This window comes from Sphingomonas sp. NIC1, assembly GCF_001638925.1.
Lineage (GTDB): Bacteria > Pseudomonadota > Alphaproteobacteria > Sphingomonadales > Sphingomonadaceae > Sphingomonas > Sphingomonas aquatilis.
This window is the reverse complement of the sequence record NZ_CP015521.1, coordinates 1,494,196-1,509,662: the sequence shown is the minus strand read 5'-3', so window position 1 is coordinate 1,509,662 and position 15,467 is coordinate 1,494,196. Positions and strand designations below refer to the sequence as shown.

Genomic DNA, 15,467 nt, shown 5'->3' with positions numbered 1-15,467 from the left:
ACTAGGACTCCGGCGCGCATCTCGCAACACTTTGGGTCGCGGCGCCTTAGCGGCAGCGGCGCTTGGCGGTGATCGTGCGATCGATCGCCCGGCCGGCAAAGGCACCACCGACGCCGCCCGCGATCGTGCCGAGCGCGCCATGGCCGAGCAGCGAATTGCCGACGAGCGCACCGCCGACGCCGCCCGCCACCAGGCCCGTCGTGCCGCTCGAATAGCGGCAGCCGTGTGCGTAGCGATAGCCGCGCTCATGCGCATAGCGGTGGTGATGCCGCTTGGCCTCGGCCTTGCTGACCGGCAGCGCGACGCTGGCGGGCAGGACGAGCGAAGCGGCGGTGAGCGCGAACAGCATATGGCGCATGATATATTTCCCTTTCGTGTCGAACGATGTCTGCCGAACGAGCGATAAAGGGCGCGGTTTCATGAATGCAGGATGACGTCCGTCGCGCGCGGGTTGGCGAGTTGCCATTCCGTTCCGGTGGAGTACAGCGGCACCGGTGATCCCTTATCCCGCCCTCCACGCCAGCCATGGCGGCATCTGGATCGCGACCGCGGAGGGTACGCGGCCGATCGGGCGCGGCGAGGCGATCCGGATCGCCGCGGATACGCCAGTGATCCTGCTCAACGCCGCATTGGTCGCGCAGCGGCTGGGCTACCCCGAGCTGTCGGGCCTCGACCTGCTCGAACTGTTCGCCTTCCTCCATCCCGCGCGCTTCGCGGTGCCGACGCCCAAGGGGCTCGCGCGGGCGGTCGATCTGTCGCCGCCGACGCGCGACGAGGATGTCGCCGCCTTCCTGCGCGAAGCTGCCGCGGCATTGCTCGCCGTGCCGGAGGGTGACTGGCCCGAACGTGAGGGCGCGTGGACCGCGGTGCAGTCGCTCGGCCGGCTGCGCTGGCCCTGGGCCCCCGCGATCGGCCCGCTGATCGCCAAGCCACGCACCAACGAACGCTGGCTGTTCGCCGCGCTGCCCGAATGGGAGGAGCACGCCCCGCGTCCCGCACCGCTGTCCGCCACCGTCCCGCCCGGCGATGCCGAGGCACGGCTCCACGCCCTCACCGGTGCGGGCGCCGAGGAACGCACCGGCCAGCGCGCCTTCGCCGCCGCCGCGACCGAAGCCTTCGCGCCGCGTGCGATGCGTGAGGCGCCCAACATGGTCCTTGCCGAGGCGGGGACGGGGATCGGCAAGACCTTGGGCTATCTCGCCCCCGCTTCGCTCTGGGCCGAGCGCGCGGGCGGTGCGGTGTGGATCAGCACCTATACCAAGGCGCTGCAACGCCAGCTCGCCAAGGAAACCGAGCGCGTCTTCCCCGACGCCACGGTGCGTCGCGAGAAGGTGGTGACGCGCAAGGGCCGCGAAAATTATCTGTGCCTGCTCAACCTGGAGGATGCGTTGCAGGGTGGCTTTGCCGGCCGCGCCGCGATCCTCGCGCATCTGGTCGCGCGCTGGGCGGCCTATAGCGCGGACGGCGACATGGTCGGCGGCGACCTGCCCGGCTGGCTACCCACCCTGTTCCGGCGCAACGGCCCGGCGGCGCTGACCGACCGGCGCGGCGAATGCGTTTATGCGGGCTGCCCGCATTACCGGAAGTGCTTCATCGAACGCGCCGCGCGCGCCTCCGCCGATGCGGACATCGTGATCGCCAACCACGCGCTCGTGATGGTCAACGCCGCGCGGGGGCGAGAGACGACGACGCGCCCGACCCGCTATGTCTTCGACGAGGGCCATCACCTGTTCGAAGCGGCCGATTCGATGTTCGCCACCGCGCTGACCGGGCAGGAGACGATCGAACTCAGGCGCTGGATTCTCGGCCCCGAAAGCGGCGGGCGCGGCCGGCGGCGCGGGCTTCAGGCGCGCTTGTCCGATGTCGCGAGCTATGACGAACAGGGCGGCATCGCGATCCAGGATGCGGTGGAGGCGGCGCGCAACCTCGCGAGCGACGGTTGGCTGGGGCGGATCGCCGAAGGCGCGCCGTTCGGGCCGATCGAGCATCTGCTCGCCGCCGTCCGCGGCCTCACCTATGCCCGCGCGGAACAGCCGGGCGATGCCGGCTATGGCCTTGAAACCGAACTCGCCGAACCGACCCCCGAACTGATCGAAGCCGCCGCACCCGCTGCCGCCGCGCTCGACGCGCTGGTCCGCCCCCTGGTGACGCTCGGCCGGCGGCTGGAGGCGGTGCTGGCGGAGGCGCCCGACTGGATGGACGGTCCGGCACGTGCGCGGATCGAGGGCGCGATCGCCTCGATCGGCTGGCGAGCGGAGACGGTGGCGGCGTGGCTGTCGCTGCTCGCGCGCGTCGGCGGCCCGGTCGATCCCGACCATGTCGACTGGCTCGCGGTCGAGCGGATCGAGGGGCGCGAATATGACATGGGGCTGCACCGCCACTGGCTCGATCCCACGCGCCCCTTTGCCGAGGTGGTGCTGAAGTCCGCGCATGGCGTACTCGTCACCTCGGCGACGCTGACCGGCGGTGGCGACTGGCCGACCGCGGAGGCTCGCGTCGGCGCCCCCCACCTCGCCCGCGCACCGTCGCGGTTCGAGGCGGCGAGCCCCTTTGCCTATGACCGCCAGGCCGAGGTGCTGATCGTCACCGACGTCAAGCGCGGCGACCTGCCCGCCCTCGCCAATGCCTATGCGCGGCTGATCGTTGCGGCGGGCGGCGGCACGCTCGGCCTGTTCACCGCGATCCGCCGCCTGCGCGGCGTCCACGGCCGTATCGCCGACCGGCTGGCGCGCGAGGGGTTGCCGCTCCACGCCCAGCACGTCGACCCGATCGACACGGGCACGTTGGTCGACATCTTCCGCGACGATCCCGCCGCCTCTTTGCTCGGCACCGATGCGTTGCGCGACGGGGTGGACGTACCCGGATCGTCGCTGCGCCTCGTCGTGATGGAGGGCGTACCCTGGCCCAAGCCGAGCGTGCTCCACGCCGCGCGCCGGCTGGCGGGGGGCGGTTCGGCCTATGACGACCGTATCGTCCGCGCGCGGCTCGCCCAGGCGTTCGGCCGTCTCATCCGCCGCGCCGACGATTCGGGGGCGTTCGTGATGCTGTCGGCCGCGATGCCGTCGCGGTTGCTCGCCGCCTTTCCGCCCGGCGTCGCCGTGACGCGCGTGACGCTGGACGAGGCGGTGGCCCGCGTCGCTGCGCGTAGTGGCGGGCGGCTTTCCTTGTCGCCCGCGATCGGGCATGAGGCGCGCATCGCGGTCGAGGACGGAGACGCCGGTTGAAGACGCTGACGCTGCTGCGCCACGCCAAGTCCGGCTGGGACGATCCCGTCGCTCGCGATTTCGACCGTCCCCTGAACGACAAGGGTCGCCGCGCCGCGCAGACGATGGGCCGGCACATGCGCGACGAGGGCCTCGTCTTCGACCATATCGTCGCCTCGCCCGCGGTGCGCGTGATGGAGACGCTCGACGCGATCGCCAGCGGCTATGGTCGCAAGCTGGAACCGGTGTGGGAACGGCGCATCTACCTCGCCTCCGCCGCGACGTTGCTCGACGTCGTGCATGAGCTGCCGGATGAGGCGCAACGGGTCCTGATGGTCGGCCACAACCCCGGCCTCGAGGATCTGGCGATGCTGCTGGTGCCGTTTGGCGGCGGCGCGTTGCGCGACCGGCTCGAGGAAAAATACCCGACCGCGACGCTCGCCGAGATGGCGACCGGGGCGGAACGCTGGCGTGCGGTCGCCGAGGGGCAGGCGCGGCTCGACCGCTATGTCCGCCCGCGCGACCTCGATCCCGCGCTCGGCCCCGACGAGCGGTGACGGACCCGAAACGGTCCTGACGGGTTCTTGCCCCGTCCCGCAGTCGGCGGGAGTGCAGACGGGGGCGATATGATCGACAGGCGACGGCTGGAATCGGGGGGACTGATCGTCTTCCTCGTGGCGGTGAGCGTGGGCCTGCTCGCGATCGTGTCGTCGTTCATCGGCGCGCTGCTGTGGGCGGTGCTCGCCGCGATCCTGTTCCAGTCGCTGTTCCAATGGCTGCTCAAGCGCTGGCCGGGGCACCGCAACCGTGCGGCGGCGGCGACCTTGCTCATCATCTTCGTCGCGGTCATCATCCCGACGCTGGCGATCGGCGGCATGGTGATCGACCAGACTGCCGGCGTCTATGCCAAGGTGCAAAGCGGCCAGATCGATTTCGACAGTTACTTCAAGCAGGTGCACGACGGCCTGCCGCAATGGGTGCAGCGCCCGCTCGACCGTTCGGGCCTCGGCAGTTTCGACAACGCGCAGGCCCGCATCGTCGAGGCGGTGCGCTCCAGCTTCCGCGGCATCGCGTCGCAGGCGCTGTCGATCGGCCGCAACACGGCAGCGTTCCTGCTCGCCTTCGGCGTCGGGCTCTACGTCACCTATTTCCTGCTGCGCGACGGCGATCGGCTTGCCCCCAAGATCCGGGACGCGCTGCCCCTGGAACGCGCCGTGGCCGACCGCCTGCTCGGTCGCTTCGTCGCGGTGGTGCGCGCGACGATCAAGGGCTCGGTGCTCGTCGCACTCGCGCAGGGTGCGTTGGGCGCGATCACCTTCTGGATCGTCGGTCTGCCCGCAGCCCTGCTGTGGGGCCTGCTGATGGCACTCGTCGCACTGCTGCCGGCGGTGGGGCCGGCCCTCGTCTGGGGGCCGGTCGCGATCTATCTGCTCGCGACGGGTGCCATTTGGCAGGCCGTGGTCGTGATCGTGTCGGGCGTCGCGGTGATCGGTCTGGCCGACAATATCCTGCGGCCGATCCTGGTCGGTCGCGACACGGGCATTCCCGACTGGCTGGTGCTGGTGACGACGCTGGGCGGCATCGAGGTAGCCGGGCTCAGCGGCATCGTCGTCGGCCCGCTGGTCGCCGCGCTGTTCCTCACCGGCTGGCAGATCCTCACCGACGAGCGCGAGGGGCGGCGGGTGACGGCGGGCGTCGACGCCGAGGATGCGCCGCGCGAGGAGTGATGTGGCACGCCCAGAACGCCGTTCACCCTGAGCTTGTCGAAGGGTGGTCCTCCGCAGGTGCTACGTTTGGGGAACGCGCCCTTCGACGGGCTCAGAGCGACCGGGTAGGAAGCACTTCAATTCCGTTGGCACGGATAGGTCTTCGCCAACACCCGCGCATAGCCGTCCTTCAGCGGCAGTTTCTTGTCCGCCGGCGACAGCGCATCCAGCCCGCCCAGCATCTGCAGGATCCCGATCGATTCGCCATCGGGGATGCAGGCGATCGGCGGCTTGCCCGCAGCGACCCGCGCCGCCCCCTCTGCCCGAAGCTGGCGCGTCGCGGCGTCGGCTTCCGCCTTCAGCACCGGATAGTCGGGGTTGGTCAGCGCGGTGAAGGGGTTGGCGCGCAGTGGCGCGGCCTTGGCCAGGAAGGTGCCGACGCTCATCGCGGCAGCGGCAGGCGTGGCGAGGCCCAGCGAAACGGCAAGGGCGATCAAAGGCTTATACGACAACGGCGGCACTCCGGATGGGAATGCCGCCGCATAATCGGATCAAACTGACGGCGGGCTGAACCGTGCCCCGTCTCTGTCGTTCGGATCAGGCGCCGAGCGGTGCCGGATTGCCGAACGGACCGCCCGGACGCCGCGTCTTCGGGATCGAGGTGCCGGCACGCGGCACGCTCGCCTTCGGACCCGACGGATCGCTGCGACCGATCTCTTCACCGGCGATCAGCTTCTTGATCTCGTCGCCCGACAGCGTCTCATATTCGAGCAGCGCACCGGCCAGCAGGTGAAGCTGATCGACATGGTCGGTCAGCAGCTGCTTGGCGCGGGTCAGACCGCCTTCGACGATGCTCTTGATCTCGTCATCGATCAGCTGTGCGGTCGCATTCGACATGCGAACCGGCTGGCTCGACGAATAGCCGAGGAAGCTTTCGCCTTCAGGCTGCGCATATTCGACCGGGCCGACCTTGTCCGACATGCCCCATTTCGTGACCATGTCGCGGGCAAGGCCGGTGGCGTATTGGATGTCGCCGCTCGCGCCCGACGACACCTTGTCGTATCCGAAGATGATCTCTTCGGCGACGCGGCCGCCCATCGCCACCGCCAGGTTCGCGTACATCTTGTCGCGATGGTAGCTGTAGCTGTCGCGCTCCGGCAGGCGCATCACCATGCCCAGCGCGCGACCGCGCGGGATGATCGTCGCCTTGTGGATCGGGTCGGACGCCTGTTCGTGGATCGACACGATCGCATGGCCCGCCTCGTGATAGGCGGTCATGCGCTTTTCGTCCTCGGTCATGACCATCGACCGCCGCTCGGCGCCCATCATGACCTTGTCCTTCGCCTCCTCGAACTCGGCCATCGCTACCAGGCGCTTGCCCTTGCGCGCGCCCATCAGCGCGGCTTCGTTGACGAGGTTGGCGAGGTCGGCGCCCGAGAAGCCCGGCGTACCGCGTGCGATCGTGCGCGCATCGACGTCGGGCGCCAGCGGCACCTTCTTCATATGGACTTCCAGGATCTTGACGCGACCCTCAATATCCGGCCGCGGCACGACGACTTGACGGTCGAAGCGGCCCGGACGCAGCAGCGCGGGATCGAGCACGTCGGGACGGTTGGTCGCCGCGACGATGATGATCCCTTCGTTCGCCTCGAACCCGTCCATCTCGACCAGCAGCTGGTTCAGCGTCTGTTCGCGCTCGTCGTTGCCGTTGCCCAGGCCCGCGCCGCGATGGCGGCCGACCGCGTCGATTTCGTCGATGAAGACGATGCACGGCGCCGACTTCTTGGCCTGTTCGAACATGTCGCGGACGCGACTTGCGCCGACGCCGACGAACATCTCGACGAAGTCCGAACCCGAAATGGTGAAGAACGGCACGCCCGCCTCACCCGCGATCGCACGGGCGAGCAGCGTCTTGCCGGTGCCGGGCGAGCCGACCAGCAGCGCGCCCTTGGGGATCTTGCCGCCCAGCCGCGCAAATTTCGACGGATCCTTCAGGAAGTCGACGATTTCGGTCAGCTCGGCCCGCGCCTCGTCGATGCCGGCGACATCGTCGAAGGTGACCTTGCCTTCCTTCTGCGTCAGCATGCGCGCACGGCTCTTACCGAAGCCCATCGCGCCACCGCCGGTGTTCTTCTGCATCTGCTTGATGACGAAGAAGGCGATGCCCAGGAACAGCAGGAACGGCAGCGACTGGTACAGCAGCACCATCCACACCGACGTGCCCTCATCGGGCTTGGCGGAGATCGTCACGTTCTTCTGGCGCAGGTGCGGCACCAGCGTCGGATCGCTGATCGGATAGGTGCGGAACTTCTCGCCGCTCGTATAGGTGCCGGTGATCATGTCGCGGCTGATCGCCACGTCCTTCACCGTGCCCTCGTCGATCTGGTCGAGGAATTTCGAATAGGCGACGGTATTGCTATTCGCGGCGCTGGTGCGGCCATCGAACATCGTCACGAACAGACCGAGCGCCAGCAGGATGCCGACCCAGATCAGCAGGCTCTTCATCCAGGGGCTGCCGCCGCCGTTGCCGCCATCATTCCCGCCGTCGCCGCGCGGCTGCTTGTCGTTGTCGTTCATGGGGTGCCTTTCACCGCACAAGATAGGCGCATGGAGGTTAATGGCAATGGAACACCCCGGCGGAATTGCGTCGATCAGCCGGCCGGCGACGACGAACGCCGCGGTGGGGCGGGGCGGAAACGCCATTCGGGGCCATGCGGGCTGGCGATGACCCCCGCCTGCGTCGCGCGACGACCGGACATGAGCGCATCGAGCAACGCCTCGATATTCGCCGATTCGCTCCATTGCGTGGTCGCCACGGCATGCGTCGCGATCACCTCTCCGATCGCGCGGCGTGCCAGCCGGCGCAGCACCTCGCGTGGCAGATCGGCGGCGTCGAGCCGGATGCTCGCGTCCAGGATGCGCACGCGCGTACCCCATAGCCAGTCGACGATCGCACGCAGATCGCCGTCCGCTTCCGCCAGCGCGGTCGCCGATCGGGCGAGCTGGGGCGGGCCGAGCCATTCATTGCCCTCGATCAGTCGGCGAAAGCGCGTGCGATCGTGCGCGGGATCGTGGTTGCTGGGATCGTCGACGAACGGCACGTCGGCACGCCGGACGATCGCGCGCAGCTCCGCGCGCCGCCATTCGAGCAGCGGCCGCACGATCGTCACACCCTCGACCGTCGCCCGCGCCCGCACGCCGGCCAGCCCCGCAATCCCCGATCCGCGCGCGGCACGCATCAGGAAGGTTTCGGCCTGGTCATCGACATGATGCGCCGTCGCGATCGCATCGACCCCCAGCGCGCGCGCGTGGTCGGTCAGCAGCCCATAGCGCGCGCGCCGCGCCGCCGCCTGGATGCTCGCGCCGCCGATCGGTTCGGCGGGCGTCAGTATCGTATGCGGCACGCCGATCGCGCGGCAGTGATCGGCGACCATTGCCGCCTCCGCCGCCGCCTCCGCGCGCAGGCGATGGTCGACGGTCGCGACATGCAGCCCCTCGACCCCGCCGGCCTGCGCCAGCGTCAGCATCGCCATGCTGTCCGGCCCGCCCGAGACGGCCAGCAGGATACCGCCGCGCGGGGCGTGCCCCAGCGCGCGGATCAGGTCATCCCGAAACCGCTGGCCTTCCGGCCCTGCGGCATCACTGGCATTTGGCGGCGGTGCGGCCCTTTTCGACATTCGCCTTCATCTGGCTGGAGATCTTGCTGCCGTACACGTCGGTCAGCTCGCCATATACCTTGCACGCATCGGCCGGCTTGTTGAGCTTCATCAGCGCCTGCGCGAGATAATAGAGGCTTTCCGGCGCGCGCTCGCCGTCCGGCATCTTCTTGTAATTGTCGTAGAACGCCATCGAGGCAAGGCTGGGCTTGCCCTCGTCCAGATAGGATCGGCCGAGCAGGTTCTGCGCATAGCTGGCGCGGCGATGTTTGGGATAGGTGGCGACCACCTTCTTCAGCTGCGCCTCGGCCTGCGGATATTGCTTCGCCGCCCACAGGCGATAGCCGTAGAGATAGTCGTCCTCGGGCGCGTCGCCGGTCGAGGGTTTCTCGACCTTGGCGGCGTTGGCGGAGGGCGCGGTGTCGCCCGCGGCGGCGACCGCGGTGGAGGTCGGGGTCTTTGCCGGCGTACGGCCGGGCTTGACCGGCGCGTCGCTCGCCGTCGTGTCGCCGGTCAACGGCGCCGAGGCGGGAGTTTCGGCCAGCGCCGGCGTGCTCGCCATCGCCTTCAGCTTCGCATCGGTGCTGCGCTTGTACGCGTCGAAGGCGTCCTGCAGCTGGCGCACCTTATAGCCGTTCTGCTCGATCTGATCGGTCATCGACGCCATCTGGCTCTCGAGCGCGGTCACGCGGCTCGTCAGGTCGGCGACGGCGCTGGTCGCGGGTACGCCGCCGATTGGCTGTGGCGTATCGGGACGCGTGATCTCCGGCTGGAGATACTGGCCGGCGCCGCCCGGGAAGACCTTGCGCTGCACCGCGCGCATTTCGCTTTCCAGCTTGCCGACGCGGCCTTCGACGTTGCTTTGTGCCGATGCGGCGACCGGCGTCAGGATAGTGGCGGCAGCGAGCGCCCAGATGATCGTACGCATGGATGTGGCGCCCCCCGGCGCAGCCTTGGTTAACACGAAACGAGTCATAGCTGCATTGCCATGCCTGTCGCCAGCCTTAAGGCGCCGACGAATTGCCCGTCGTTGCCGGTGGTGGCGTCGGCGCCGTCTCGGCGGATTGCAGGTTGGCCCGCTGCGTCTCGCTGGTCGCGGGACGATCGGCGCGACGCTCGCTGCGCCGGGTCGAGCGCTCTTCGCTCGAGCGCGTCGCACTCGCCGCGGCGGCACTCGGCGTCGCGGTCGGTGCCGGGGCGCCGGACAGGCGCGCGGCGATCGCCGCGCCGCTGACGCGCACGTCCTTGATCGCGCGCGACCCGTCGCCCAGCGGCGGGATGGCGGTGCCGTTCAGCGTCACGTCCAGCTTGTCGGGACGGCCGACGTTGATCTTGGGATCGTTGGCGGTCGCCGGCACCGCAAAGGTTTCGCCCGGCTTCATCGTGCCGAGGTACAGCGTCTTGTTGTCGGCGTCGTAGACGCGCAGCCACACTTCGTCCTTCGCGGTCAGCACCACCTGCCCGCCGGTCGGCGCGGCCGGCGTCGCGGCGGCGGTCGGCCGGGGCGTCACCGCCTGCGCCACCACGGCATCCTGCGCGGCGGGCGGCGTGGCGCCGTGCTGCTGGAACAGGTTGGTGCCATACCACAGACCGACCAGGATCAGGACGGCGAGCGCGATGCCGACGCCCAGCACGGCGACCCCGCGCGAGGGCACGCGTGCCGGATCGGCGGTTTCATAGGGCACATATTCGGGCTGGCGCGGCCCCATCTGGTCGAGTTCGCGACGCAGGTCGGCGGCCAGCTCCACCTCGTCCATACCCACCGCGCGGGCATAGGCTTTTGCGAAGCCCATCGCATAGGTGGGCGAGGGCAGGGCACCATAATCGCCCGCTTCCAGCGCCTCCAGATGGCGCTGCGGCACGCGGGTGCGTGCGGCGATCTCCGCCAGGCTCAGGCCCCGGCTGTCCCGCGCGGCACGCAACCGATCGCCCGGCCGGGCCGGTTCGACGGGGGTGGGGGCAGGCTGGCCGGATTCGACCTCGTCCATTCGTATCTCCGGGGGAGGGGCGTTTGCGGATCGCTGACGGGCGGGACATTCCCCGATGGACTGCTGCAAGTCAACGCGCCCGAAACCCTATTCGGCGAGGTTTCAGGCCATGTCGACGCCTTGCGAGGCTGCCCAATTACTTAGCGCGGCGCGCATGTCGCGCGGCGGCCGGGCGATCAGCTCGGTCACGAACGCGCGGACCGCGTCATGGTCCAGGCTGCGTACCATCGCCTTGATCGGGCCGATCGCGGCGGGGGTGATCGACAGGCGGTTGATGCCCAGGCCGATCAGCGCCATCGCCTCCACCGGCCGCCCGCCCATCTCGCCGCAGACGCCCAGGTCGACGCCCGCTTCGCGGCACGGCCCGACGACCCGCGAGAGGAAGCGCAGGATCGACGGGCTGAGCCAGTCGTAGCGTTCGGCGAGCCGCGGGTTGGCGCGATCGGCGGCGAACAGGAATTGCGTCAGGTCGTTGGTGCCGACCGACAGGAAGTCGAGATCGGGCAGCAGCAGGTCGAGCTGCTCGGCGAGCGCGGGCACTTCCAGCATCGCGCCATAGCGGATGCCGGTCGGCAGCCGCCGGCCGCGCGCGCCCAGCCACTGGCGCTGCGCCTCGAACAGCGCCTTCGCCTCGGCGAACTCCCAGGCCTCGCTGACCATCGGGAACATGACGTTGAGCGTGCGGCCCGACGCCGCCTCGATCAGCGCGCGCGCCTGCACCTTCATCAGGCCATCGCGATCCAGCGCCAGCCGCAGGGCGCGCCAGCCCATTGCCGGGTTTTCCTCGTCGGCATCGGCCTTGTTGAGATAGGGCAGCGCCTTGTCGCCGCCGATGTCGACGGTGCGGAAGATCACCGGGCGATCCCCGGCGGCGTCCATCACCTCCTTGTACAGGCGCTGCTGGCGTTCGCGCTGCGGCAGCGTCGCCGACACGAGGAACTGGAATTCGGTGCGGAACAGCCCGATGCCGTCCGCCCCCGTCGTATCCAGCGCCGCGACGTCATCGCGCAGGCCGGCATTGACCATCAGCGTGATGCGATGCCCGTCCTTCGTCACCGGCGGCACGTCGCGCAGCGCGGCAAAGGCGGCCTTGCGCTTCTGGCGCAGCGCCAGCTTCGCCTCGAACGCCTCTTCCATCCCGCCCGACGGCCGCACGAACACGTTGCCCGCGACCGAATCGAGCAGCAGCAGGTCGCCCTCGGCGATCTGGCGGCGCACGTCGCGCACCCGGCCCAGCACCGGCACGCCCATCGCCCGCGCGACGATCGTCACGTGCGCGGTCAGCGATCCTTCCTCCAGCACCACGCCCTTCAGCCGGCGCTTGTCATATTCCAGCAGCTCGGCGGGCCCCAGATTGCGCGCGATCAGGATCGTATCCTGCCGCAGGCCCAGCTGCGCGGCGGTGCCCATCTGGCCCGACACGATGCGCAGCAGCCGGTTCGACAGGTCCTCCAGGTCGTGCATGCGATCGGCGAGCAGCGGATCGTCGATCTGGCGCATGCGCTGGCGGGTGCGCTGCTGGACGCGCTCGATCGCCGCTTCCGCGGTCAGGCCGCTGTCGATCGCCTCGTTGATCCGCCGGGCCCAGCCTTCGTCATAGGCGAACATCTTGTAGGTCTGCAGGACCTCTTCATGCTCGCCGCCGACGCCAAACTCCGCCTCGCGCGTCATCCGGTCGATCTGTTCGCGCATCTTGTCGAATGCGGCATAGACGCGGTGGCGCTCGGCGTCGGTATCTTCGGCGACGGTATGTTCGACGACGATGCGCGGCTGGTGGAAGACGGCATAGCCCGATCCCATGCCCTCGACCAGTTTTTGCCCCGGCAGGCGGATCGCCGCGGTCGACTTCTCGCGCCCGCTCGCGCCTGCCGCCGTGTCGATCAGCCCGGCATTGGCGATCAGCTCGGACAGCACCATCGCCACCGTCTGCAACGCCTCGATCTCGACGTCCTGATATTTGCGCTGCTCGCTGTGCTGCACCGCGAGCACGCCCACCGCGCGTTCGCGCCGGATGATCGGCACGCCGGCAAAGCTGTGGTAGCGTTCCTCGCCCGTCTCGGGTTTGTAGGCGAAGTCCGGATGGCTCGCGGCTTCGTCGAGGTTCAAGACCTCGACATCGTCGGCGATCGTGCCGACCAGGCCCTCGCCCAGCGCCAGCTTGGTGACATGGACCGCCGCCTGATCGAGCCCGCGCGTCGCGAACAGCTCCAGCACGCCTTCGCGCAGCAGATAGATTGAACAGACCTCGCTATCCATCGCCTCGGCGATGATGCCGACGACGGCGTTCAGCTTCGCCTGCGCCGGGTTGCGCCCGGCCATGACGTCGTGAAGGCGGGTGAGGATTTCGCGGGCGGAGGCGACGGCCGAGCTGGGCATGGGCCTAGGGCTAACAGATGCCGCGGGCGGGTGCCACGCAACATTGTGTTTGCGCCGGCATCAAAGTCCTCCCCCGCCAGGGGGAGGTGGCAGCGCAGCTGACGGAGGGGGAGGACAGCGATGTCTACCGAAGTGAAGCGCAACCTTTACCTCCCCCTCCGTCACGGCTCCGCCGCGCCACCTCCCCCTGGCGGGGGAGGACTTTAAGGCGAATCGAACAGCCCGTCCTGACTGCCGACCGGCGGGTTCAGCCCCAGATGCTTCCACCCGCCCGCGTTCAGCACGCGCCCGCGCGCGGTGCGGGCGACGAGGCCGAGCTGGATCAGATACGGCTCGATCACCTCCTCGATCGTATCACGCGGCTCGCTGAGGCCCGAGGCCAGCGTCTCCACGCCCACCGGCCCGCCGCGGTAGATATCGGCGATCATATGAAGGTAGCGCCGGTCCATCGCGTCGAGGCCCAGCGCATCCACCTCCAGCCGGTTGAGCGCGCGGTCGGCAGCGGTGCGATCGACCGTCGGCGTGCCCGCAACATTGGCGAAGTCGCGCACCCGGCGCAGCAGGCGCCCGGCGATGCGCGGCGTGCCGCGCGCGCGCCGCGCGATTTCGGCGGCGCCGTCGGGCGCGATCGCCAGCTCGAGCAGCCCGGCGGCGCGCGTCACCACGCGGGTCAGCTCCTCGACCGTATAGAATTGCAGGCGGACGGGAATGCCGAAGCGGTCGCGCAGCGGCGTCGTCAGCAACCCCTGCCGCGTCGTCGCGCCGACCAGCGTAAAGCGCGGCAGATCGATCCGCACCGAGCGCGCCGACGGCCCCTCACCGATCATCAGATCGAGCGCGCGGTCCTCCATCGCCGGATACAGCACCTCCTCGACCGCGGGTTGCAGGCGGTGGATCTCGTCGATGAACAGCACGTCGCCGTCCTCGAGATTGGTGAGCAATGCGGCGAGGTCGCCCGACTTGGCGATGACGGGGCCGCTGGTTGCGCGGAACCCCACGCCCATCTCGCGCGCGATGATCTGCGCCAGCGTCGTCTTGCCCAGTCCCGGCGGCCCGAAGAACAGCACATGGTCCAGCGCATCGCCGCGTCCCCGCGCCGCCTCGATGAACACGCGCAAATTCTCGCGCGCCGCCTGCTGCCCGACGAAATCGTCCAGGCTCTTGGGGCGCAGCGCCGCGTCCACATCCTCGGGACGGCGGCTGGCGGTGAGGAGGCGGTCGCTATCGGTCACGACGCGCTGTCGTGTTCTGGATCAGACAGCGCGACCCATGGGTTTGCCTGTCTTGCCGAACGAGGTGGCAGAGACAAGCGGAGACGTCGGCATACCCGCGCGTCTCCGCGACCTGCGATCCACGCCGACGGCGCGTCATCCACGGTGATCGTCACGGTCGCCATAGGTCGCTCCTAAACAGTGCGGAACGAAGCGGCAACGCCCTACTTCGCCGCCTTGCGCAGCGCCAGCCGCACCAGCGCGTCGAGCGTCGCGCCCGGGCCCAGATCCTCCTCCGCCGCACCGACCGCGTTCGCGGCCTCGGCGGGGCGGAAGCCGAGGTTGAGCAGCGCCGACACCGCATCCGCACTGGCGCCGACCGGCACTACCTGTGCGGCGGCGGCGGGGCCGAGCGCGACCGTTCCCACCTTGTCCTTCAACTCGCGCACGATTCGTTCGGCGAGCTTCGGGCCGACGCCGTTCGCGCGTGCGACCATCGCCTTGTCCTGCGCCGACACCGCGCGCGCGATCTCCTGCGTATCCAGCGCGGACAGGATGGCGAGCGCCACCCGCGCGCCCACCCCCTGCACGCCGGTGAGCAGGCGGAACCAGTCGCGCTCCTCGGCACGGGCGAAGCCGACCAGGCGGATCGAATCCTCGGCGACCAGCATCTCGGTGTGCAGCATCGCCGCTTCGCCGACCGGGCCGATCGCCGCGAGCGTGCGCGCCGACGCACCGACGAGATAGCCGACGCCGCCGACGTCGATCACCGCGTAATCCACGCCCGTCGAATCGAGCCGACCCTTGAGATGTGCGATCATGCCGTCACCCTAGCGCGGCGGGCCATGCCCTGGGCAGAGGCAAGATGATGCGCGTGCGTGATCGCCACGGCCAGCGCGTCGGCGGCGTCGGGGCCGGCGAGCTTGGCGCCCGGCAGCAGCACCGCCATCATCGCCTGGATCTGCCGCTTTTCCGCGCCGCCGGTGCCGACCACCGCCTTCTTGACCGTCGAGGGGTGATATTCGCCGATATGCAGCCCCGCGCTGGCGGCCGCGAGCAGCACCACGCCGCGCGCCTGCCCCAGCTTCAGCGTCGACTGCGCATTGGTGTTGCCCAGCACCTCCTCCACCGCCGCGCCGTCGGGCCGCTCGGCGAGGATCACGTCGACCAGCGCGGCATGCAGGTTCGACAGGCGGCGGGGCAGGGGCATCGACGGATCGGTCTTGATCTGGCCGTTGGCGATATGCCGCAGCCGGTTGCCGTCGGCATGGATGACGCCCCAGCCCGTCGTGCCGAGCCCGGGATCGAGGCCGAGAATGATCATGAC

At 69.6% G+C, this 15,467-nt stretch carries 13 protein-coding genes; 3 read left to right on the top strand and 10 right to left on the bottom strand.

Annotation, left to right across the window (positions count from 1 at the left end; genetic code table 11):
• Positions 1-46: 46 nt before the first annotated feature.
• Positions 47-358, bottom strand: a complete 312-nt coding sequence (locus tag A7E77_RS07260) for a hypothetical protein (protein ID WP_018250585.1) — start codon at positions 356-358, stop codon at positions 47-49.
• Between the two features lie 136 nt (positions 359-494).
• Between A7E77_RS07260 and A7E77_RS07255 the strand changes: the two genes are divergently transcribed.
• The 3 genes from A7E77_RS07255 to A7E77_RS07245 all read left to right on the top strand — a co-directional run bounded on the left by A7E77_RS07255 (position 495) and on the right by A7E77_RS07245 (position 4,930).
• Positions 495-3,224 (top strand): ATP-dependent DNA helicase, encoded by a 2,730-nt coding sequence (locus A7E77_RS07255; RefSeq protein WP_063686939.1) that lies wholly within the window; start codon positions 495-497, stop codon positions 3,222-3,224.
• Positions 3,221-3,760 carry a SixA phosphatase family protein gene (locus tag A7E77_RS07250; protein WP_063686937.1) on the top strand — a complete coding sequence of 180 codons (540 nt, stop codon included), beginning with the start codon at positions 3,221-3,223 and terminating at the stop codon, positions 3,758-3,760. The genes A7E77_RS07255 and A7E77_RS07250 overlap by 4 nt, the downstream gene beginning before the upstream one ends.
• Before the next feature lie 69 nt (positions 3,761-3,829).
• A complete protein-coding gene (locus A7E77_RS07245; RefSeq protein WP_063686935.1) occupies positions 3,830-4,930 on the top strand; it encodes an AI-2E family transporter in 1,101 nt (366 codons plus the stop codon).
• Between the two features lie 116 nt (positions 4,931-5,046).
• Here the strand turns inward: A7E77_RS07245 and A7E77_RS07240 are convergent, their stop codons facing one another.
• From A7E77_RS07240 to ruvC, 9 genes are all read right to left on the bottom strand, one after another.
• Positions 5,047-5,421: a hypothetical protein gene (locus tag A7E77_RS07240; RefSeq protein ID WP_145957884.1), complete on the bottom strand. Its 375-nt coding sequence runs from the start codon at positions 5,419-5,421 to the stop codon at positions 5,047-5,049.
• Between the two features lie 85 nt (positions 5,422-5,506).
• Positions 5,507-7,486, bottom strand: a complete 1,980-nt coding sequence (gene ftsH / locus A7E77_RS07235; protein WP_017980441.1) for an ATP-dependent zinc metalloprotease FtsH — start codon at positions 7,484-7,486, stop codon at positions 5,507-5,509.
• A gap of 74 nt (positions 7,487-7,560) precedes the next feature.
• Complete coding sequence (gene tilS / locus A7E77_RS07230; RefSeq protein ID WP_063686934.1) at positions 7,561-8,586, bottom strand: tRNA lysidine(34) synthetase TilS; 1,026 nt, start codon at positions 8,584-8,586, stop codon at positions 7,561-7,563.
• Positions 8,549-9,493, bottom strand: a complete 945-nt coding sequence (locus A7E77_RS07225; protein WP_063686932.1) for a tetratricopeptide repeat protein — start codon at positions 9,491-9,493, stop codon at positions 8,549-8,551. Before A7E77_RS07225 ends, tilS begins: the two co-directional genes overlap by 38 nt.
• 76 nt (positions 9,494-9,569) lie before the next feature.
• Positions 9,570-10,553, bottom strand: coding sequence for a helix-turn-helix domain-containing protein (locus A7E77_RS07220; protein WP_063686930.1), 984 nt, complete (start codon positions 10,551-10,553; stop codon positions 9,570-9,572).
• A 102-nt stretch (positions 10,554-10,655) separates the two neighbouring features.
• A complete protein-coding gene (gene ptsP, locus A7E77_RS07215) occupies positions 10,656-12,929 on the bottom strand; it encodes a phosphoenolpyruvate--protein phosphotransferase (RefSeq protein WP_063686928.1) in 2,274 nt (757 codons plus the stop codon).
• A gap of 203 nt (positions 12,930-13,132) precedes the next feature.
• A complete protein-coding gene (gene ruvB / locus A7E77_RS07210) occupies positions 13,133-14,161 on the bottom strand; it encodes a Holliday junction branch migration DNA helicase RuvB (RefSeq protein WP_063686926.1) in 1,029 nt (342 codons plus the stop codon).
• 203 nt (positions 14,162-14,364) lie between these two features.
• Complete coding sequence (ruvA, locus tag A7E77_RS07205) at positions 14,365-14,961, bottom strand: Holliday junction branch migration protein RuvA (protein ID WP_063686924.1); 597 nt, start codon at positions 14,959-14,961, stop codon at positions 14,365-14,367.
• Positions 14,958-15,464, bottom strand: a complete 507-nt coding sequence (gene ruvC / locus A7E77_RS07200) for a crossover junction endodeoxyribonuclease RuvC (RefSeq protein WP_017980431.1) — start codon at positions 15,462-15,464, stop codon at positions 14,958-14,960. The genes ruvA and ruvC overlap by 4 nt, the downstream gene beginning before the upstream one ends.
• Between the last annotated feature and the right edge of the window lie 3 nt (positions 15,465-15,467).

Excerpts from the sequence above, each read along its gene's own strand:
- tilS (WP_063686934.1), bottom strand. The coding sequence starts at position 8,586 with ATGTCGAAAAGGGCCGCACCGCCGCCAAATGCCAGTGATGCCGCAGGG.
- A7E77_RS07225 (WP_063686932.1), bottom strand. The coding sequence starts at position 9,493 with ATGCGTACGATCATCTGGGCGCTCGCTGCCGCCACTATCCTGACGCCG.
- ftsH (WP_017980441.1), bottom strand. The coding sequence starts at position 7,486 with ATGAACGACAACGACAAGCAGCCGCGCGGCGACGGCGGGAATGATGGC.
- ruvA (WP_063686924.1), bottom strand. The coding sequence starts at position 14,961 with ATGATCGCACATCTCAAGGGTCGGCTCGATTCGACGGGCGTGGATTAC.
- A7E77_RS07220 (WP_063686930.1), bottom strand. The coding sequence starts at position 10,553 with ATGGACGAGGTCGAATCCGGCCAGCCTGCCCCCACCCCCGTCGAACCG.
- A7E77_RS07260 (WP_018250585.1), bottom strand. The coding sequence starts at position 358 with ATGCGCCATATGCTGTTCGCGCTCACCGCCGCTTCGCTCGTCCTGCCC.
- ptsP (WP_063686928.1), bottom strand. The coding sequence starts at position 12,929 with ATGCCCAGCTCGGCCGTCGCCTCCGCCCGCGAAATCCTCACCCGCCTT.
- ruvC (WP_017980431.1), bottom strand. The coding sequence starts at position 15,464 with ATGATCATTCTCGGCCTCGATCCCGGGCTCGGCACGACGGGCTGGGGC.
- A7E77_RS07245 (WP_063686935.1), top strand. The coding sequence starts at position 3,830 with ATGATCGACAGGCGACGGCTGGAATCGGGGGGACTGATCGTCTTCCTC.